This is a genomic window from Psychrobacter sp. NG25, assembly GCF_015234355.1.
Classification (GTDB): Bacteria; Pseudomonadota; Gammaproteobacteria; order Pseudomonadales; family Moraxellaceae; genus Psychrobacter.
Map to the genome: position 1 here is coordinate 79,820 of NZ_JADGMV010000002.1, position 19,319 is coordinate 99,138.

General features: G+C 43.5%; 15 protein-coding genes. 6 read left to right on the forward strand and 9 right to left on the reverse strand.

Annotated elements, in window-relative coordinates:
• Positions 1-34: 34 nt before the first annotated feature.
• The 5 genes from IPZ60_RS03165 to IPZ60_RS03185 all read right to left on the reverse strand — a co-directional run bounded on the left by IPZ60_RS03165 (position 35) and on the right by IPZ60_RS03185 (position 4,692).
• On the reverse strand, positions 35-1,105 hold the full coding sequence (locus IPZ60_RS03165) for a copper resistance protein B (protein ID WP_194196423.1): 1,071 nt from the start codon (positions 1,103-1,105) through the stop codon (positions 35-37).
• Between the two features lie 25 nt (positions 1,106-1,130).
• On the reverse strand, positions 1,131-2,831 hold the full coding sequence (locus tag IPZ60_RS03170; protein WP_320108710.1) for a copper resistance system multicopper oxidase: 1,701 nt from the start codon (positions 2,829-2,831) through the stop codon (positions 1,131-1,133).
• 118 nt (positions 2,832-2,949) lie between these two features.
• Entirely contained in the window at positions 2,950-3,594 is a 645-nt protein-coding gene (locus IPZ60_RS03175; protein ID WP_194196424.1) for a DUF411 domain-containing protein, read from the reverse strand.
• Between the two features lie 139 nt (positions 3,595-3,733).
• On the reverse strand, positions 3,734-4,327 hold the full coding sequence (locus IPZ60_RS03180) for a cytochrome c (protein WP_194196425.1): 594 nt from the start codon (positions 4,325-4,327) through the stop codon (positions 3,734-3,736).
• A 104-nt stretch (positions 4,328-4,431) separates the two neighbouring features.
• The gene (locus IPZ60_RS03185; RefSeq protein WP_194196426.1) at positions 4,432-4,692 is read right to left on the reverse strand and encodes a hypothetical protein; all 261 of its coding nucleotides are present in this window, start codon (positions 4,690-4,692) and stop codon (positions 4,432-4,434) included.
• 445 nt (positions 4,693-5,137) lie between these two features.
• Between IPZ60_RS03185 and IPZ60_RS03190 the strand changes: the two genes are divergently transcribed.
• Positions 5,138-6,265 carry a M14-type cytosolic carboxypeptidase gene (locus tag IPZ60_RS03190; protein ID WP_194196427.1) on the forward strand — a complete coding sequence of 376 codons (1,128 nt, stop codon included), beginning with the start codon at positions 5,138-5,140 and terminating at the stop codon, positions 6,263-6,265.
• 199 nt (positions 6,266-6,464) lie between these two features.
• Here the strand turns inward: IPZ60_RS03190 and IPZ60_RS03195 are convergent, their stop codons facing one another.
• Genes IPZ60_RS03195 through IPZ60_RS03205 form a run of 3 tightly spaced genes read right to left on the reverse strand, consistent with a single transcriptional unit; the run spans position 6,465 to position 8,642 of the window.
• Positions 6,465-6,629 carry a hypothetical protein gene (locus IPZ60_RS03195; protein WP_194196428.1) on the reverse strand — a complete coding sequence of 55 codons (165 nt, stop codon included), beginning with the start codon at positions 6,627-6,629 and terminating at the stop codon, positions 6,465-6,467.
• Positions 6,630-6,639: 10 nt separating this feature from the next.
• On the reverse strand, positions 6,640-7,698 hold the full coding sequence (locus tag IPZ60_RS03200) for a zinc-binding alcohol dehydrogenase family protein (RefSeq protein WP_194196429.1): 1,059 nt from the start codon (positions 7,696-7,698) through the stop codon (positions 6,640-6,642).
• Between the two features lie 44 nt (positions 7,699-7,742).
• Complete coding sequence (locus IPZ60_RS03205) at positions 7,743-8,642, reverse strand: SDR family NAD(P)-dependent oxidoreductase (protein WP_194196430.1); 900 nt, start codon at positions 8,640-8,642, stop codon at positions 7,743-7,745.
• Positions 8,643-8,966: 324 nt separating this feature from the next.
• On the opposite strand from IPZ60_RS03205, the gene IPZ60_RS03210 reads away from it, so the two are divergent.
• Together IPZ60_RS03210 and IPZ60_RS03215 are read left to right on the forward strand one after the other, a co-directional pair.
• Entirely contained in the window at positions 8,967-9,881 is a 915-nt protein-coding gene (locus tag IPZ60_RS03210; protein WP_194196431.1) for a LysR family transcriptional regulator, read from the forward strand.
• 161 nt (positions 9,882-10,042) lie between these two features.
• Entirely contained in the window at positions 10,043-10,345 is a 303-nt protein-coding gene (locus tag IPZ60_RS03215) for a hypothetical protein (RefSeq protein ID WP_194196432.1), read from the forward strand.
• A gap of 596 nt (positions 10,346-10,941) precedes the next feature.
• Here the strand turns inward: IPZ60_RS03215 and IPZ60_RS03220 are convergent.
• On the reverse strand, positions 10,942-13,107 hold the full coding sequence (locus IPZ60_RS03220; protein WP_194196433.1) for a heavy metal translocating P-type ATPase: 2,166 nt from the start codon (positions 13,105-13,107) through the stop codon (positions 10,942-10,944).
• Positions 13,108-13,273: 166 nt separating this feature from the next.
• Between IPZ60_RS03220 and cadR the strand changes: the two genes are divergently transcribed.
• The 3 genes from cadR (at position 13,274) to IPZ60_RS03235 (ending at position 19,318) form a co-directional block, all read left to right on the forward strand.
• Complete coding sequence (gene cadR, locus IPZ60_RS03225; RefSeq protein ID WP_227669209.1) at positions 13,274-13,687, forward strand: Cd(II)/Pb(II)-responsive transcriptional regulator; 414 nt, start codon at positions 13,274-13,276, stop codon at positions 13,685-13,687.
• A gap of 250 nt (positions 13,688-13,937) precedes the next feature.
• On the forward strand, positions 13,938-14,381 hold the full coding sequence (locus IPZ60_RS03230) for a hypothetical protein (RefSeq protein ID WP_194196434.1): 444 nt from the start codon (positions 13,938-13,940) through the stop codon (positions 14,379-14,381).
• 743 nt (positions 14,382-15,124) lie between these two features.
• Entirely contained in the window at positions 15,125-19,318 is a 4,194-nt protein-coding gene (locus IPZ60_RS03235) for a YDG domain-containing protein (RefSeq protein WP_194196435.1), read from the forward strand.
• Position 19,319: the final 1 nt, after the last annotated feature.

Genomic DNA, 19,319 nt, shown 5'->3' on the forward strand with positions numbered 1-19,319 from the left:
AATCATCTCATACTGGGTTAAAACGAGCAGAAAGCTAAAACCAGAATTTAACCCCCGTAGTCAAACTGCTGCTATCAACCGACTCATCTTCTTGACGTCGTTGACCACGAGCCTTGCCAAGCGCTGTCTCATAACTCAAACCCACATAAGGGGCTAGCTGGCGACTGAATGTCTCGTAAGTCAGCCTGATCTCAGTTTCCATTTCATTAAAGCCTTTGGTAATGCCATTATCATGGTCATCTTTACTAAAGGCGGTCAGTCCCACCTCTGGTATGACTACCCAATGCTGATCTAAACGCCATTCGTACTCTGCACCCAAATCAAGACGAAGTTGACCATCGGTATATAAGTAGGCTCTCGCATCCGTTTCAATGAAATAAGGCGCGGTGCCGACAATGCCTGCCATCACGGCAGCGTTATCGTTTTCAGTATCGTAAGCGACACCAGCTTCACCATTCCAAAAAATACTTAGTGGTTTCCAATAAGCAAGCGAGCTCAAGCTATCGATTTCTTTATCATCTTTAGTCTGAGCACTACCTTCGGTACGTAGCCTTATACGGTTACTGTCAGTACCATACCAACCTTCAGCCTCGAAGTTGATTTGATCCTCATCAAACTGATATCCCAAGTCGTCTACTGATACACCCCATAATGGCATGCTGCCCATCATCATTGGCTTACCATACTGCCCGTAGGGAACCCCATTTGAATAGTCTGGACTGCGAGCATCAGCTGGTGGCTGCCCACCTTGCATCCCTGACATGTCCATGCCGCTGTGCTCCATATCAGACATATCGCCTGACATATCCATTCCACTGTGGTCCATACCAGACATATCACCTGACATGTCCATACTGCCATGATCCATGCCCGACATATCCATGCCCGACATATCCATGCCCGACATATCCATGCCGCTGTGGTCCATATCAGACATATCGCCTGACATATCCATGCTGCTATGATCCATATCAGACATATCGCCTGACATATCCATACCGCTGTGATCCATATCTGTCATCTCAGCGGCTGTTGCAAAAGATGGTGTGAGCAAGACTAGCGATGACAAACCAATAAATGGCAGATTTTTCTTAGATATTTTCATAATAAGCCTCATATTTGAAGGTTTGTTAAACAACGGCAACTTCTCGGAACATACCAGCTTCCATGTGATAAAGCAGATGGCAATGCCACGCCCATCGTCCGAACTCACCCGTCACATCGAAGCTAATCTTTTGCGCAGGTTGCACCACAATCGTATGTTTACGTACCTGAAAGTCTCCAGATGGGGTTCGCAAATCACTCCACATACCATGCAGGTGCATAGGATGATTCATCATGGTGTCATTGACTAAGGTAATGCGTACACGCTCGTTAGGCTTAATATTGACAGGCGTTGCATCCTTAAACATAACGCCATCTAAGGCCCAAATATAGCGCTCCATGTTACCCGTTAAATGTAGATCAATCTCTCTAGTAGGCTGGCGCTGCTCCGCAAATATGGCCTCATCGACAGAGCGTAATTGGTCATAAGTTAAAACCTTTCTATCAATCTCACGCAGATTGATACCGGGGTCATCGAGGTTCATACGTGGACTGTCGACGCGCATATCAGATTTAAAGTCATACTCGGTCTTGGCATGCTTTGCTTTGTAGCCTTTATCACCCATCGCACCCATCATATCGGCCATGGTTAGCCATTCGATTTTATCCATAGCAGGTATTGCAGCACGTGCACCTTTTTTGGTCGCAAGCGTGGTAGTAACATAGCCTGAACGATCTATGTTTTGGGCAAATATGGTATGCGCGTCTTGAGTAGGCGTGACAATGACGTCATAAGTCTCAGCCACCCCGATGCGGAAATCATCAATATCGACAGGTGCGACGTCATTGCCATCAGTTGAGACGACGGTCATCTTCAGACCCGGTATACGCACATCAAATATCGTCTGTGCTGAGCCATTAATAAAGCGTAGTTTGACAGGTTGTCCCGCTTTCACTAGCTGCGTCCAATTGGCTGCTGTGGTCTTACCATTCATCAGATAGGTAAAGGTTTTTTCACCAGATAGATCGGTGAAATCCGTTGGCATCATGCGCATCTGATTCCACATTTTGCGCTTATCAAACGCAGTTTTCATATCTGTTTCGGCAATGTCAGACAGCAGCTTTTTGAAATCCGGCAAGTGGTAGTTATCAAAGTCTGCGCGCTGTTTGAGCAGCTTCAAGAGATTGTGTGGATCGCGGTGCGTCCAATCACTCAGCACAATGACATGGTCTTCCTCGACTGGATGACGCTCACGCCCTTTAGGTTCAATCACGATAGCGCCGAGCATACCGGTTTGTTCTTGAAAACCACTGTGTGAGTGATACCAATAGGTGCCTGATTGCACCAGTTTGAATGTATAGGTAAAGGTGCTGTTCGCAGGAATACCAGCAAAGCTGATACCTGGCACACCATCCATCTCAAATGGGACGAGCAAGCCATGCCAGTGAATAGAGGTCGACTCATTCATCTGGTTATGGACACGGATGGTTACGGTATCGCCTTCTTGCATCTTTAGCGTTGGCGCTGGCAGCGAGTCATTGATGAGGGTTGCCATGCTCGACTTGCCATTGACAGTAACAGGCTTCTTGCTGACATACAGGTCAAACTCATTACCGGTTAGGATAGGTACGATATGGTCAGATTTATCACTGTTGACGGCTACGTTTTGTTGACCTTTTCCTAGCGCACTATTGGCAATAGATGGCAATGTGGATAGCATGGATGCCCCTAATAGAGTAGAGGACCCTGTCAAAAAACGCCTGCGGTTAAGCATATTCTTGTTCATAATTATTTACCTAACTTAATCCATGAAATGGGAGTTGAGTCTATATGTTTATCAGTCAAGCTTATGTCTTCGACAGCCCATTAGTAGAGCTGGATAAGCTATTTAAACGTCACTCAAGCTATAATTGCTGCTGCGGTGATTCAATGGTTGCATAAATGGCTGTTGAGCCATCTTTATTAAGCTGCATCACTTTATACGGCATAAATTTATCTTGATATTCCATACCAGGGCTACCAACTGGCATGCCAGGTACGGCAAGGCCAATCGCATCACTTGGTGGGTTTTTTAGGAACTGTGCCATATATTTGGCAGGAACATGGCCTTCAAATACGTAGCCGTCAGTAGTGACGGCGGTATGACAAGAGCGCATCTGCTGCGGTACGCTGTAGCGCTCTTTAAACAAGGACAAATCTTCAACGTTCTGTGCGGTTGCATTTAGGCCATGACCTTCGACATAACCGACCCATTCTTTACAGCAGCCACAATTGGCGTCTTTATAGACGGTGGCTGAGATGTTTTTTAGGATAGTTGGCTGGGTGTCTGAATGAGCACTGACAGGCATTATTTCCGCTTTTGGTTGCTCTGTTTGCGCGGTTTGCGTAGCGGTAGTTGGCTCAGTCGCTGGTGTTGAGTCAGTAGCAGCGACGTTAGGTTGACTACAAGCGGCAATCGCTAGCGATAATGGCAAGACCACGAACGCTGAGAGCACACGGCCAGATAACAGGTTGTGTTCACTAGAAAATATATTAGTATAGCGTCTCATAAAACCACTCCTAAGCGTCTGTCTGACGATCAAATTTATAAAAATTAAAGCCGTAACACTGACCAAAGTAGTACTGGTAAGGCTTAAAACTCAAATCGCAAAAGGCAGCACTATTTAGCACTGCATCTCTTACAAAAAATCAATGTTGCATTCCGGATCCATCACCTGACATATCCATCTCACCATCAAATGACATACCCAACATATCATCGTCTATCCTAGTCGTTAGCATGGTGTACTGGTTTTCATTTAATTCAGGTAACGATCTGATAAAAGCGACCATTGCCCACATTCTATCATCATCGTGCGAAGCGCCCCATGCTGGCATACCTGATGCCATAATACCGTGTTTAATGGCCCAAAATGCTTGCTGAGCACCGGCATCGGTCTTATAGCGTTCAATCAATTCAGTATTGGTAAAATTGGGCGGCTTAGGATATAAACTTGCACTAAAATCAGTACTTTCTACCCCAGGAGATAAGTGACAGCCTGCACACATATCTTTGTAATCGGCACCGCCCGAGCTGATCATGTCTGTCTTTTCTAAGTTTGGAACCGTAATGTCCTTACTAGCATTTGCTATTGAACGCGTACGTACCGTTTCTAAAAAATTGTAAACCAGCGGACTATGGGCTTGATCAGCGCCGATATTTATCACACCACTGGTCACCACAATAAAAATACCTGTAATAGCGACAAAGAAAGTAAACAGTATCCCTAGTAAAAACTTCATAGGTTTGTCCTAAAAATCCATTTTATTAATACCTAACTACGGCTCGACAAAACCATCTAACAACAATTTTGAATTTCTACGATCCACTTCTATTAGATCAAGGTCTAAGAGTCACTTTTGCTAGCAACACAGTGCTTTTGATACATCGCTTTCATTTTTTCCATATTGGCCATCATTGCTTTCATTGATGGATCGTTCATATCCATCTTACTATGATCCATTTTTTTCATCATCTGCATGTGCTTTTCCATTTTTTCACAGTTCATCTGATCTTCTTCAGCATGCATTTTTGGATCATGTGCCATAGCAGAGGTTGAAACGACTAAGGCAACAGCTGTTGCTACGATTGATTTAGATAACCACATAATTAATCCTTTTTTGGTTTGATAATAGTATTGATAGTTGAAGTTATTGAATCTGTTTAAAGTATAAATAAAAGTTTCTGACAGGAGCATGACTGCAAAATGACAATATTGTCATCTTGCAGATTTTGAGCAATGCTAAAAGCGTAGTGGGCTTGGTAAACTTATAACTTGAAAAAGAATTTGTCATGACCAAAAAGAGATAGAGTGACAGCGTTGAATCGAATTAGAATCAGTCATGCAGTCATTGGGTGATAAGGTCAGTCTGAGTATGATTGTTTAGTATTTGGGTTAGAAATAGCGACGAATACGTTATCTAACTGGTAGAACCAAGCGATTGGAAGTAAACTATTTGATGGCGTTGCTAGAGCGAAACAGGCTGGCGCACTCCATTACATCTATACACGATTTTTGAGGCACAACTATAATAATTTATTAAGGAAAGACTATGCATATCACGGCTAATTTTGATGCAGGTAATATTGATATTATTAATTTAGACGATAAAAAAGACATTCAATTAGCAATTCGTCCAGACGTTGGCGAAGAGTTTTTTCAGTGGTTTAACTTTCGTCTGTCCGGTCAGATAGGCGAGCAGTACGTTCTCAATATTATGAATGCAGGTGAGGCATCTTATCTGGAAGGATGGGAGGATTACCAAGCGGTTGCGTCTTATGACCGTCAGGAATGGTTCCGTTTGCCAACCTCTTATACAGATGGCAAATTAACCATCGTGGCAGAGCTGGAATGCGAAACCATTCAAATTGCTTATTTTGCGCCCTACAGCTATGAGCGTCACCAAGATTTATTGGCGACAGTACAAACGCATCCATTGGTAACGCTAGAGCATTTAGGCGAAACGCTTGATAAGCGCGACTTGACGCTAGTTAAAATTGGTGATGGGGCTGCTAACAAGCGCAATATATGGATTACCGCTCGTCAGCACCCTGGTGAAACGATGGCTGAATGGTTGGTCGAGGGTTTATTGTATGGCTTGTTAGACAGTGATAATGCGACAGGCAAACAGTTACTAGACAAAGCAAATTTCTACATCGTTCCTAATATGAATCCCGATGGTAGCGTGCGCGGCCACCTGCGTACTAATGCGGTAGGAACCAATTTAAACCGTGAGTGGGAAAGCCCAAGCTTAGAGAAAAGCCCTGAAGTATTTCATGTGATTAATAAAATGAAAGAAATCGGCGTTGACCTCTTTTATGATGTGCATGGCGATGAAGCACTGCCGTATGTATTCCTTGCAGGCTCTCAAGGGACGCCCAGTTATAGTGACCGTCTCGCACATTTACGTGATAGATTTTCAGACGTATTAAAGTTAGCCAGTGCTGACTTTCAGTCTGAGGTTGGCTATGAGATTGATGCACCGAGTGCTGCCAATATGACGGTTGCAACCAATTGGGTTGCTGAGCATTTTGATTGCCTTGCTAATACGTTAGAGATGCCATTCAAAGACAATGACAATCTGCCTGATGAGGAGATGGGTTGGTCACCAGAGCGCTCTGCTAAATTAGGTGAAGCTTCATTAGTAGCAATGCTTGCCGTGGTGGATGATTTGCGTTAGTTTTATTCCAGTAAGAGAAAAGTCCAACGTTTTTTATCAGTGTAATGCCATTAATATCACAACGATAGTAATGGCATTTTTAGGTTTGAGATAACACGAAATTGCGCTTATGGACCGTTTGATAATGCTCAAATTAAAGACAGCCAATACGATGAAAAATGTATTGGCTTATAGTATTTAGGCTTACTTTTATGAATGGTTAAGCCTTAATGAAAATAGCCTCTTCACTCAAGCGTGACTTGGATATTTTTGGATTAAAGTCTTCATCACTGCGGTACCCAAACGATACCACTGCCACGGCAGAGTATCCTTTGCTACGTAAGTCAAACTCTGTATCAAGTGCCTGTAAGTTAACACCTTCCATGGGTACGGTATCAATACTGAACAGACCAGCCTTCAAGTACAATCTTACCGTGAGCTTCTCTGTTTTCTAGCATTTGATGAGCGCGGCGTAAGTTATTAGCAGTAATTGCCTCCAGTTCATGAGCCACCGTAGTTTTTAGCTTGCCAGCATCAATCATGGTGGCCACTTGGTTTAACAAATGATGCTGCTCGATCATGTCTGGTGTATTAAACATTGAGCGGGCAAACATAAATTCCCAATGTAGGCTCAAGCTTTTTGGTTTCAATGCATTGATATCTAAGGCTTTAGGGTCGTCAATGAGTCCCAATTTGCCTTGAGGTTTTAGGCATTTGATGATTTCAGCGTAATGCTCTTCGGTGTTGTTAAGGCTCACCACATAATCGATTTCGGCAATGCCTGTTTTTTTCAGCTCATCTGATAATGGATTGTGATGATTAATCACATAATCTGCACCTAGCGTTTTTAACCACTTGACGCTCTCATCTCGTGATGCTGTGCCAATAATGACGGCTTGTGTTCTGGTTTTTAGCAACTGAGTCATGATTGAACCCACACCACCGGCTGCGCCAACCACCAAAATAGTTGGGCGACTCTCTGTTTGCTGTGCTGAGTTTTCATTAGCATCTTCGCTAGTTGCAACGGGCACTTGCAAGCGATCAAACAACATCTCCCACGCTGTGATGGTGGTTAAGGGTAGGGCGGCGGCTTCAGAGAATGACAGCGACTCAGGCATACGTCCTACAATACGTTCATCAACCAATTGGTACTCGGCATTGCTGCCTGAGCGGGTCAAATCACCAGCGTAATAGACGCGGTCACCTACTGAAAACAAGCTTACATCCTCGCCAATGGCTGTGACCACGCCTGCGGCATCCCAACCAATGACGGCAAACTCACCCTCTGCTGCAGGTCTTGCTTCACGGATTTTGTAATCGACAGGGTTGACCGAAATGGCTTTTACTTCGACCAAAATGTCACGACCTGAGGCTACAGGCTTGTCTATCGTGATGTCTTGTAATGCCATCTCATTATTGATGGGTAAGTTGTCTTGATATCCGATTGCTTTCATAGTCATAGTCCTAAATTTATGTGTCTGTGGGTATGGAAGAAGCGTTATAGTGCAGGCGATAATACCTGTTGGGTGTGTTGTATCAGCGTATTAAGAGCCGTTTCGTTCAAGGCATCGCTATGCGGTATGCCAAACGCACCTCTCTCATCACCATGCTCGCCATCTTTAATGTCATTATCAAAATACTGGCCAGTTTGATGGGCAAACTTATCGTCCACTGCCAAGGTGACCAAAATATTGGCCCCTTTATCTGCTGGAGACCAATACTGTCCGTAAGCGTCATTTGCCATGCGGGTGTTGAGTAATGAGCCGGGATTGACGGCAATCACGTTGATGTTATCGCTCGCTACCTGATCGGCCAGTGCCATGCTCCACATGGTCAATGCCAGTTTGCTTTGCGCATAGGCATCTTGATCGCTCAGCTTTGTATCTCCTGCCATGGCAGCTAGTGAAACGGTTTGCTGCGCCGCCGAGCTTAAGTTGATAATACGGGCAGGTATGCTGTCGCTAGGTGTGTTGGTAGACTCTTTAACGTCTGATGCACTCATTATAGGCAACAACGCTTGAGTCAATAGGTAAGGGGCAAAGTAGTTCACTACAAAGCGCACATCAAACCCTTCTTGGGTTTGAGAGTTTGCTACTTTAAACACGCCTGCGTTATTGATTAGCACATCTAAGTGCAAGCCTGCCGCAGTAAACTTGCTTATTACTGCATCTGCCATATGTTGAACATCGGTTAATGACGAAAAATCAGCCACGAAGCCATCAACGTCTATTTGCTGATTGGCTTGGGTCGCAGCGGCTTTGGCTTCTGCAATCACATCGGCAAGCTTATTGGCATCTCTACCATGCAGATAGATATTGTGACCCAGTTGTGCAAGTTTTATAGCGGCTAATTTACCAATACCATCGGTACTGCCTGTGATTAAAATAGTCTTTTGCATTTGTTGTCCTTATATATTTTAAGAATTCTTATCCATCTGCTGTTCTTAATGATGACTCATAGTAATGCGTTTGATTAACGTTAAACAGTAGCCGTCAGCGAAAACACTTTCAATATATTTTTGAAAGTCTGTATATAGTATGCTTGGCTGCTTGTTTTGTTGGGCAATCACAAATAGTCTTTGTTAGGGATATGATCGAATATCAAGCACGGACTAATATAAAGAAACAGTTTCAATAATTTTTACATAATGATAAAAACATTAGTATCAGCAATTCGTTGTTGCCACTAATCTAATAAAAGCTATGCTAGCTAAGGCGACACGATGAAAAATTTGCAGGATTTACGTATTTTTATTGAAACTGCTCGCTTAGGTAGCTTGTCTGCTTGTGCGCGCCACTTAGATCTGTCACCAGCAGTGGTGAGTGCAGCCGTAAAAAGATTGGAAGCTGAAATCGAAACGGTATTGTTTATTCGCTCAACTCGTAGACTGCGTCTGACCAGTAAAGGTGAGCAATATTTAACGCATTGCCGAGATGCCATGGCTATTTTGGACAACGCTTATGCAGGATTACATGATAATGATGCCGAGCTGACAGGCAAGATTCGGTTATCTGCATCGTCAGATTTGGGTCGAAATTTGGTATTGCCATGGTTGGATGATTTTATGCACATCCATCCAAAAGTGACGGTGCAGCTGCATATGTCAGACAGCTATGTCGATCTATATGGACAACAGATTGATTTGGCATTACGCTATGGTGCGCCAAAAGATTCATCGCTCGTGGCATTACCCATTGTGTTGAATAATCGTCCGATACTATGTGCTTCAAAGGCGTATTTGGACAAGGTTGAGCGTAGTATTGGCTTGCCAAAAATCCCTGAAGAATTAACTCAGCATAATTGCCTGTGTTTGGGACACGATGAAAAATATTTGAGTGAGTGGACTTTTGAAAAAGAAGGCAAGAACAAACGTGTGGCCGTGGCTGGCAATCGGCGAAGTAAAGATGGTGATGTGGTAAGGCGCTGGGCCGTGGCAGGTCAGGGTATTGCACTGAAATCACAGTTAGATATAGCTGCAGATTTAAAAGCAGGCCGATTGGTTGAAGTAGTGTTGGACGGCTGGCAAGTGGCGAACTATCCGTTATATTTGATTTGTCCAGAACGGCGATTGATAGATCCGCTATTTAATGCGGTTAAAGAATATCTAATTGAGCGGGTAGAGGGAGTGTTGGCATAATTATCCTAATTCGTACAGCTAAGGCATACTCAAATCCTGATTTGAATATGCCTTAATAAAGCCGCACAGCAAATAAGACTTTTTGAAGGGATGATTTTTTAAGTCAACTTCTACGAATTTGATAGCATAGGTCATAGCAACTGATTTAAGAGAACGATAATATGAGTGGTATAGATAAAGATGATCTGAGTCTTAAGTTTGATATGCTTATAGACCATATTATAGCTAAAAGAAGTTCTCAGCCGGTTCTTAGGGATATCTTTGGACATTCTAGTGGTAATTGGGTGAATTTTAGAAATTATATAAATGAAGATGCTTATAATAATGAATACAAAGGGCTAGATGTCTATATGTGTTGGCTAAGCGATATCAACGCAACCAATGACCAATGGAGATTAGTTGCTTTCTTCGAAAACAATCAATTGTATTCCCAAATATTAACATTCAATATGAATACTCTTTAGTTTAGAGCTTAATAGAATTAGGTAGTTCATACAGGCATACTCTATTAGATACCTTTAGTCAACTAAAGATCGACATCATAAGCTGTACTGCAATGTTGGCAGAGTTAAATCATTTGGGTAAAATTGATGAGTACACATAGTCAAGATAAGTGGAATTTACCCTGAAGGTGCTTTATTTTGAACTGATGAACCACTTGCACTTGGTACAAGTGTAGAGCGATAGTATTTGGTGAAAGAATACATTTTTAAGGTATATCGGATATAGCTACGCCTGACTATACCCGATATATTATTTGGACTGTTTAGGGTCTGTTGAATATTCAAATATTAGGGCTGCTGATCGCTAAAATTGCACCAAACTAGGCGCAAACCGACGATAATGTCGAGACCTTAGCTAGATTTGCAACAACGTTTGGGGTGATTTTAGCCTCAGCCCTTCGGGGCAGTACTCTTTTTTGCCAATATATGGCGAAATTGTTTCACCTAGAATGACTAGGCATCAAAAATTTCACTGCATATTGTCTAAAAAATAGTCACTGCCAGCACCACATTTGAATGTCCAATAGACCCTAGTTGTTTTTCGAGCAAGTTACCAATCATCTAGCCCCTTTAAAGCGCAGTAAGCGTAATGCATTTAACGTGACCAATACGGTCGCGCCAGTATCAGCCAATACAGCGATCCATAGCCCAGTAATACCCAGTACAGTAGTGATTAGAAATATGGACTTTAGACCAAGCGCAAACATCACATTTTGATGAATATTGGACATGGTGGCACGTGACAGGGCAATGAGATGAGCGACGTCTGTGACGCGACTTTTTAATAATGCGATATCAGCTGTCTCGATGGCGACATCGGTACCGCCGCCCATGGCGATACCAACATCTGCGGTGGCTAGCGCTGGTGCATCGTTGATACCATCACCAATCATTGCGACTTTATGACTATTTTTCATCTCATTCAACAAGCGCAGCTTGTCTTCGGGTAACAGCTCAGCTTCCCATTCTATCTCTAAATGGCTAGCAAGCGCCTGAGCGGTCAGACGGTTGTCACCTGTGAGCATCACAGAGCGCACACCCATCGCTTTGAGCTGCGCCACGCCTGCCTGAGCATCATCTCGCAACTCGTCTCGTAGCGCGACCAACCCAAGCACTTCACGGCTTTGCTCATCGAACAGAACGGAGACCGTCTTACCCTCGTTTTGTAGTGCTTCAATTTGTGCATTTTGTTCGAGTGATATCGACGTTTCATTGGCTGCGTAGACGGGTGAGCCGATGGCTAACGGACGCCCAGCTATCGTCGCATGTACTGCTTTGCCAGCAGTGGCATAAGCATTGGAAGCTACTGGTATAGAAATATTAGTAGCTTTGGCATGATCAATGATCGCTTTTGCCAGTGGATGACTAGAGGCAGACTCGACACTGGCAAACAGCGCCAACACCTCATTTTGACTTTCAGATTCTATATGCTCTTGTACTATGTGCCCCTGTGCAAAGGCAATAACGTCGGTGACGCGAGGCTTGCCTTCAGTTAACGTACCCGTCTTATCAAAAGCCACGACATTCACGCGACCAATAGTTTCTAAAGCACTACCGCCTTCGATGAGTAAGCCGCGACGGGTACCGACAGCCAACCCTGATGCGATGGCGGCCGGAGTGGATAGGACGAGTGCGCAAGGACAGGCAATTAGCAACAGTGCAAAACCCCGATATAACCAAGTCGCCCATTCTCCTCCCATCGCTAGCGGCGGTATGATAATAACCAGTGCGGCAATAGCCATCACTGCTGGGGTGTAGTAACGACTGAATTTTTCAATAAAGCGGGCAGTAGGGGCTTTAGAGGCTTGCGCTTGCTCTACCAGAGTAATAATGCGCGCAATGGTGTTGTCGGCCGCGGTCTTTTCTACGCGGACTTGTAGCGCTCCTTCCATATTGATGGATCCTGCAAATACTGCATCGCCCATGGCTTTAGCAACGGGTATGGATTCGCCAGTGATGGGCGAATCATCAAGACTAGAGTTACCTTGAACAATGACACCATCAGCAGACACCTTATCACCTGGGCGTACCAGTACCAAATCATTGACCTGCAATGAGACTGCAGGAACGTCACGCTGTCCGCCTTGTGCATCAAGCAAAATCGCAGTCTTTGGAACCAATGATGCCAATGCTCTGATACCAGCACGTGCACGATCAGCCGCCACGCTCTCTAGTAATTCACCGACTGAAAACAAGAAGACAACTGCCGCAGCTTCTTCGGCTTCACCAATGATAAGCGCACCAATTGCCGCGATAGACATCAGCATTTCAATAGAAAACGGGGTGCCTGTCATTGCCAAGGTTATAGATTTTCGGGCAAAGGGAAAAACGCCCACAATGACGGCAATAGCAAATGCCCACTTTCCATAATCAGGAAAAATTAGTGCTAACGCGTAGGCGAAGCTCATCAGGATACCGAGACCAACCACTTGCTTGCCTTTTCGGGTTTGCCACCAACGCTGTTGCTGCGTATCTAATGGATTGTCATCAATACCGTCTGCTGCGATTGCTTGATCAGTAGTGGCAGATATACCAAAACCAAGGCGCTTGATTGTTTTTTCGACATCACTGAACTGAGTCTCTGAACCAGAGACCAATGTTAGCTCTAACTTTTCAGTCGCAAAATTAAGTTGTATGTCAGAGACACCGGGCATACGTGCTAATGCAGTTTCGATCTTTCTGACGCAACTGGCACAGTCCATACCTTCAATACGATATTGCATAATCATTCGTCCTACTATAAGCGTTCTTTTGATAACGCTATTGTGAACCCTCTAGTGGCTTCAGAGTCAAGGCCGTATTTAGGTAACTGTACAAACTTGATTTTCTCAGCACTAAACCTTATAGTTACTTTAATGTTTTCAATTTTGAAATGACTTTGAGAGAACGATGCTAATAAAAATTGGAGAGCTCGCTAAGTGCACTGGTGCCACCGTGGAGACCATTCGCTATTACGAAAAAGAAAAGCTATTACCAGAACCTTCCCGTAGTGAAGGGAATTATCGCTTATATCGTGAAAGCCATATTGAACGTCTACAGTTTATCCTACACTGTCGCACACTTGATATGACGCTAGATGAAGTACGAACCTTACTACAGTATTGGGAAGAACCTAACAGAGACTGCGGCGATGTTGATACCTTACTGGATGAACATATTCATGCGGTAGAAGTACGTATAGAGGAATTAAAGCAGTTAAAGCAGCATCTAAACGTCCTGCGGCAGAAATGCGTCAGTAGGGCGCCAGCGAAGTCATGTGGCATATTAAATGCGCTTGCCGACAACTCCTGTCATAAAGAATAGTATGGATAATAGTTGTTAATATCAGCGACATTGCCCAATAACGATATGGATTTATATAGGCAGGAGATTGATTGTTACGCTGTTTAATGCTGTCAGAGCATACTTGATTGGTTAGAGGAAGTATGGGAGTAGGTATTCAGTCAATATAGCCGTTTCCACAGTCTATTTTGAGTAGTCTGTTAATAGGATAATGCATTCAAATGACTAGTTCTGTTGGGGTATATCTTATAGACCTAACAAAGGTAATTATATGATGAAAATCAATGAACATATGACTGCGACTCAACTAAAAAATATAATCAATGAAAGAAAACATTTGAATTTGATAAGACCAAAGGTGCTTTTAAGGAAATTTGAAGAATACGTAAAAGATATCACTCCACCTAGGACTTTTGAAGAAGCCTGCTTTACATTCCATACAAATGGTACTGTTTTTTATGCGACAGGCAGATCAGTATTTTCTTCAATGTACCAAGCTGTATTTTTAAATAAAAATTTTATTATAGGTGTGAGTATAAGATGCTGTCACCCACACTCTGTCACATTAGACTTCAAGGAAAATAGTAATAAACCAATTGAGCAAGATAAAAAGGAAGTCGTTAACCAGCTGTTTGATATTATAGAAAACGCAGATATTTTTTTACTTGAGGATATGACTAGAGATAACACAACTATTGAATTTGTATTTAAATAATAGCTAACGATCTCAAATACATTAAAAACTCATTCACCATAACATCCATTGTGGAGATACGTTCGATGCCTGTAGAGCGCACCGAACACGAATAGAATATGTATGGTAGTTACACTATAACTATTTCAGTGAGTCAAACCATTGATACCATTACCCTACAGCCAAAGGTTCAAGTTTTCAAATCTCAAAACCTTAAGTACTTTATTCAACAGATGAAGAAACCAGTTGTCTAGATAGTTTCTGATTGGCTAACTGATATTTTTCGAACCGTGGCAGGATTTTTTAATTCATAATATTTTTATCAGCTTATAAACTCCCACCAAAAAACATCGAATACTCCTATCATAGATTTCTTATCACATTGACCAATAACACTAAATTTCGTAAAAAATAATTAAACAATCAATCACTTAAAGCCGCTTACAAAGCCAAAAACCGTTGAATATCGGCTAAAAATAGTAGACTTAAGTAATAACATAGTTGTGATATAATGAATACATAATGATACTTATAAAAACAATTATTTAACATTGAGACGTTTCGATAGATTTTTTACTCAACCTTTAAATACTCTAACGCCTCGTTCAGCCAAGAATCAGCATCACGCTTTACTCAGACCTGCCTGTTTTTAGAAAGCATATCCTATACATCAATAATAGAAATAGTCGACATAAAATCCCTCAATCTCAGAATGTTGCTCTGGTTATCCCTCTTTACTATTAATCATAAACGAGTGCTAGAAAATGAATAAAGTCTATAAAGTGATATGGAATTCGCGCCTCAGCTGTTGGCAAGCGGTTTCTGAATTGGCCAAAGGTCATAGTTCTAGCTCTCAAACGAATAGTGTAAAGAGTCGTTCAACTTTAGCCTATGTTGTTTCTGCTGCACTATTATTTAGTGTGGCGATACTGCCTCTGTCCGTCCAAGCAGCCATCCAAAACAACGCCTTACCCACAGGGGCTCAAGTAAATTCTGGCTCGGCCAGTTTTACCCAAACCAACGACACACTCAACATCAATCAAAACAGTCAAACCCTCAGCAGTAACTGGAATACCTTTAACATTGGTCAAGACGCCACCGTCAACTTTAACCAACCCAATCAATCCTCCGTTGCCATCAACCATGTATTGGATAGCAATGCCTCCCAAATCATGGGACGATTGAATGCCAATGGTCAAGTGTTCTTACTCAATCCCAATGGCGTGGTGTTCTCTAAAACTGCCCAAGTAAACGTAGGAGGTATCGTCGCCTCAACCCTACAGCTCAGTGACAGTGATATCCAAACCGGCAAGTACCTATTAAAAGGCGATGCCAGTAGCAATGCAAGCATTGAGAACCATGGATCTATCAACACCTTATCGGGCGGCACCGTGGCACTCATTGCCCCAACTGTGATCAACACCGGCTCTATTAAAACCCCTAACGGCACCACCCACTTAACCGCTGCAAGCCAAGTCACCTTAGCATTGCAAGATGGCAGCTTGACCCAGTATCAAGTGGATGAAGGCGTACTACAAGGCTTGGTCGACAATGGTGGCGCGATCGTGGCAAATAATGGTGCTGTGTACTTGAGTGCCAAAGCCAAAGACAGCTTAAGTAAAGCCGTTGTCAATCATAGCGGTATCATTGAAGCCAACCGATTGGTACAAAATGCCAAAGGTGAAATTATTTTATTAGGGGATATGCAACAAGGAGAGGTGGTGGTTAGTGGCACGCTAACCGCAGAGGGTAAAAACGGTCAAGACGGTGGGTTTATAGAAACCAGTGCGGCACGCGTCAAGATTGAGCAAGGCACTAAAGTATCGACCTTATCTGACACGGCACAGACAGGCACTTGGCTCATTGACCCGACTGACTTTACGATCAGCGCAGGTAATACATCACAAACAACCAGTGGTATGGGTGCAAGCACGCTACAAAACAATTTAAGCAATAACAATGTGACGCTACAAACCGTTAGTAACGGTGCTGATGAAGGCAACATTAATGTCGACGCGGCCGTTAATTGGAGTGCTGCGACTGCACTGACACTAGATGCTCATAATGATATCAATATTAATGCAGATGTAACGGCAACCAATGATAACGGTAAGCTAAACCTGATATATGGACAAAATACGGCAAACACCAATGCTGACTACCATCTAAACAACTCGGCAAAAATCAACTTAAAGGCTGGGCAGAATTTTAGTACCAAAAAAGGATCGAACGCGGCTAAAACCTATCAGGTTATCACCAGCTTAGGCAGTGCAGGGTCAACCACAGGGACAGATTTGCAAGGTATCGATGGCAATTTGTCAGGTAACTATGTACTGGGGTCAGACATAGATGCTACTGCCACTGCTGGATGGAATAGTGGTGAGGGCTTTAATCCCATTGGTTATTATGATACCAATAAGAGTTTTCTTGATCTGGACCAAGAAACGTTCAACGGTAAGTTTGACGGCCTAGGTCATAGCATAAATAATTTAAAAATAGCATCTCTCTATCAAGGCATAGGCTTATTTGCGATAACCAGTGATACTGCATTAATTCAAAATATTGGATTAGGTAACATTGTTTATTCTGGTTATGCTACGACAGGAGGTTTGGTTGGACTTAATAGAGGCACAATCAACAATGCTCATGTAAGCAGCGGTACGGTCACTGGCAACAACTCTAAGTATGGTGGACTAGTCGGCTGGAACACCAACTCAGGAAAAATATCTAATTCATATGCAAATGCTACTGTAAAAGGATTGTATTCTAGCCATGACGATATGGGAGGGTTAGTTGGGTACAATGATGGACTCGTTGAATCCTCTTTCGCAACAGGAAGTGTTTCTGGTAATAATTATATCGGAGGTCTGGTCGGCGGGACGTCAGGTATTATTAGAAACTCCTATGCAACCGGTACAGTAAAGGGTACGAATTCGGTTGGAGGATTAGTAGGCTTTAATGGTGGGGCTGTTGATCAAAGCTACTCATCTGGAGAAGTTTCTGGTAATACGTTTATAGGTGGGTTAATTGGTAATAATGAGTATGGTACTGCGAAAAGTAGCTTTTGGAATACCGACACCTCTGGAATAAGTACCAGTGCAGGGGGCACCGCAAAAACAACAGCCGAATTGAAACAGCTGTCTACATTTGAAGGATGGGATATTGATACGGCAGGTGCTACAGGAAAAGTTTGGCGTATTTATGAAGATCAGTCAGCACCATTATTACGTCGATTTCTTAAACCAGTAGTGTCTGAAGTTAGCACTGATTTTTCTGATAAAGTTTACGATGGCCTTATTACCTCTGGAGCTTTGGTATCACCAACTTTTTCTTATAAAACGATTAGCAAAAATGCAGGTGTGTATAGTCTCGTGGATGGCTCTATCATCGTTATGGGTGATCCAGCTGCAGACAATATGACCCAATTTGGCAAAGATATCATATATAAAGCGGTATCAGGACCTTCATCTTTTACTGTCACTAAAAAATCTCTGGACATCACAGATATTAAAGCCACTAGTAAGGTTTATGATGGTACGACTATAGCAAATTTGGATAGCAGTTCAGCGATCCTTGTGGGCAAAATTAACGGTGATACTGTCACACTGCCAATAACAGTATCAGGCAGTTTTTCAGACAAAAACGTTGGTATAGATAAAACAGTATCAGTATCAGCTACTGCTTTAAGTGGGGCTGATGCTGGAAACTATAGCTTAAGTCAGACTACTGGTTTGACAGCAAGTATTACTCCTAAAGGAGTAACTGTTTCAAATATCACCGCCAATGATAAAACCTATGACGGTAGTACTGCCGCTACCATCAACACCACTGGTGCCACATTGGCCGGCATCATTGCAGGCGACAACTTAAGCGCCACAGCCGCCAATGGCAGCTTTAGTGATAAAAATGCAGGGGCTGACAAAACCGTGAGCATCACAGGCATCAGTTTAGGTGGCAGCGACGCTGGTAACTACACACTGGCAAATAACACCGCCAGCAGCACCGCCAGCATCAGTAAAGCGGCGATCAGTGGCGTGTCTGGCATCACCGCCAATGATAAAACCTATGACGGTAGTACTGCCGCTACCATCAACACCACTGGTGCCACATTGGCCGGCATCATTGCAGGCGACAACTTAAGCGCCACAGCCGCCAATGGCAGCTTTAGTGATAAAAATGCAGGGGCTGACAAAACCGTGAGCATCACAGGCATCAGTTTAGGTGGCAGCGACGCTGGTAACTACACACTGGCAAATAACACCGCCAGCAGCACCGCCAGCATCAGTAAAGCGGCCTCCACCGTGACCGCCAACAGCGGCAGCACCACCTATAATGGTCAGAGCCAAAGTGTGAATGGCTTTAGCGCCACCGGTCTGGTCAACGGTGAAACCGAATCCGTCTTAGATCAAGTGAGCGCAGGAGCAACTGGCACCAATGCTGGCAGCTACGTCAGCACCGCTAGCGGTTCAGACAACAACTACGATCTCACCTTTGTGAATGGCAGCTTGGACATCGCCAAAGCACAGATTAAACAAGTCAGTGGTATCACAGCAGACAACCGTATTTTCGACACCAGCACCAACGCCACTCTAAACACACAGTCTGCACAGTTCGACGGCATATTTGGTACAGATGAATTAACGGTGGGCTCTGCTACTGGACAATTTGAGAATTCGCTTGTCGGCGTTGATAAAACCGTCAATATCACAGGTATCAGCTTGAGCGGTGCCGCTGCCGCAAACTATGACCTACTCAATACCACAGCGACCACACGTGCAGATATCTATGCACCAACGCCCATCGCCTCTGCACAACCAACAGCGGCTTATCTGCAAGCCCTACCAACCAGACAAGTACAGGCACGACCTATCGCTGCTAACCTTACCATCGCAGCCATAGACGTCATCAATGGCGGTGTTAATTTGACTGGCCTTACTACGCTAACTGGAGTGCGTTAAT

What these genes read in the sequence shown, in the direction of transcription:
- cadR (WP_227669209.1), top strand. Translation starts at nt 13,274, where the DNA reads ATGCTAATAAAAATTGGAGAGCTCGCTAAGTGCACTGGTGCCACCGTG.
- IPZ60_RS03190 (WP_194196427.1), top strand. Translation starts at nt 5,138, where the DNA reads ATGCATATCACGGCTAATTTTGATGCAGGTAATATTGATATTATTAAT.
- IPZ60_RS03180 (WP_194196425.1), bottom strand. Translation starts at nt 4,327, where the DNA reads ATGAAGTTTTTACTAGGGATACTGTTTACTTTCTTTGTCGCTATTACA.
- IPZ60_RS03215 (WP_194196432.1), top strand. Translation starts at nt 10,043, where the DNA reads ATGAGTGGTATAGATAAAGATGATCTGAGTCTTAAGTTTGATATGCTT.
- IPZ60_RS03205 (WP_194196430.1), bottom strand. Translation starts at nt 8,642, where the DNA reads ATGCAAAAGACTATTTTAATCACAGGCAGTACCGATGGTATTGGTAAA.
- IPZ60_RS03220 (WP_194196433.1), bottom strand. Translation starts at nt 13,107, where the DNA reads ATGCAATATCGTATTGAAGGTATGGACTGTGCCAGTTGCGTCAGAAAG.
- IPZ60_RS03200 (WP_194196429.1), bottom strand. Translation starts at nt 7,698, where the DNA reads ATGAAAGCAATCGGATATCAAGACAACTTACCCATCAATAATGAGATG.
- IPZ60_RS03170 (WP_320108710.1), bottom strand. Translation starts at nt 2,831, where the DNA reads ATGAACAAGAATATGCTTAACCGCAGGCGTTTTTTGACAGGGTCCTCT.
- IPZ60_RS03185 (WP_194196426.1), bottom strand. Translation starts at nt 4,692, where the DNA reads ATGTGGTTATCTAAATCAATCGTAGCAACAGCTGTTGCCTTAGTCGTT.
- IPZ60_RS03235 (WP_194196435.1), top strand. Translation starts at nt 15,125, where the DNA reads ATGAATAAAGTCTATAAAGTGATATGGAATTCGCGCCTCAGCTGTTGG.
- IPZ60_RS03175 (WP_194196424.1), bottom strand. Translation starts at nt 3,594, where the DNA reads ATGAGACGCTATACTAATATATTTTCTAGTGAACACAACCTGTTATCT.
- IPZ60_RS03165 (WP_194196423.1), bottom strand. Translation starts at nt 1,105, where the DNA reads ATGAAAATATCTAAGAAAAATCTGCCATTTATTGGTTTGTCATCGCTA.
- IPZ60_RS03210 (WP_194196431.1), top strand. Translation starts at nt 8,967, where the DNA reads ATGAAAAATTTGCAGGATTTACGTATTTTTATTGAAACTGCTCGCTTA.
- IPZ60_RS03230 (WP_194196434.1), top strand. Translation starts at nt 13,938, where the DNA reads ATGATGAAAATCAATGAACATATGACTGCGACTCAACTAAAAAATATA.
- IPZ60_RS03195 (WP_194196428.1), bottom strand. Translation starts at nt 6,629, where the DNA reads ATGGAAGGTGTTAACTTACAGGCACTTGATACAGAGTTTGACTTACGT.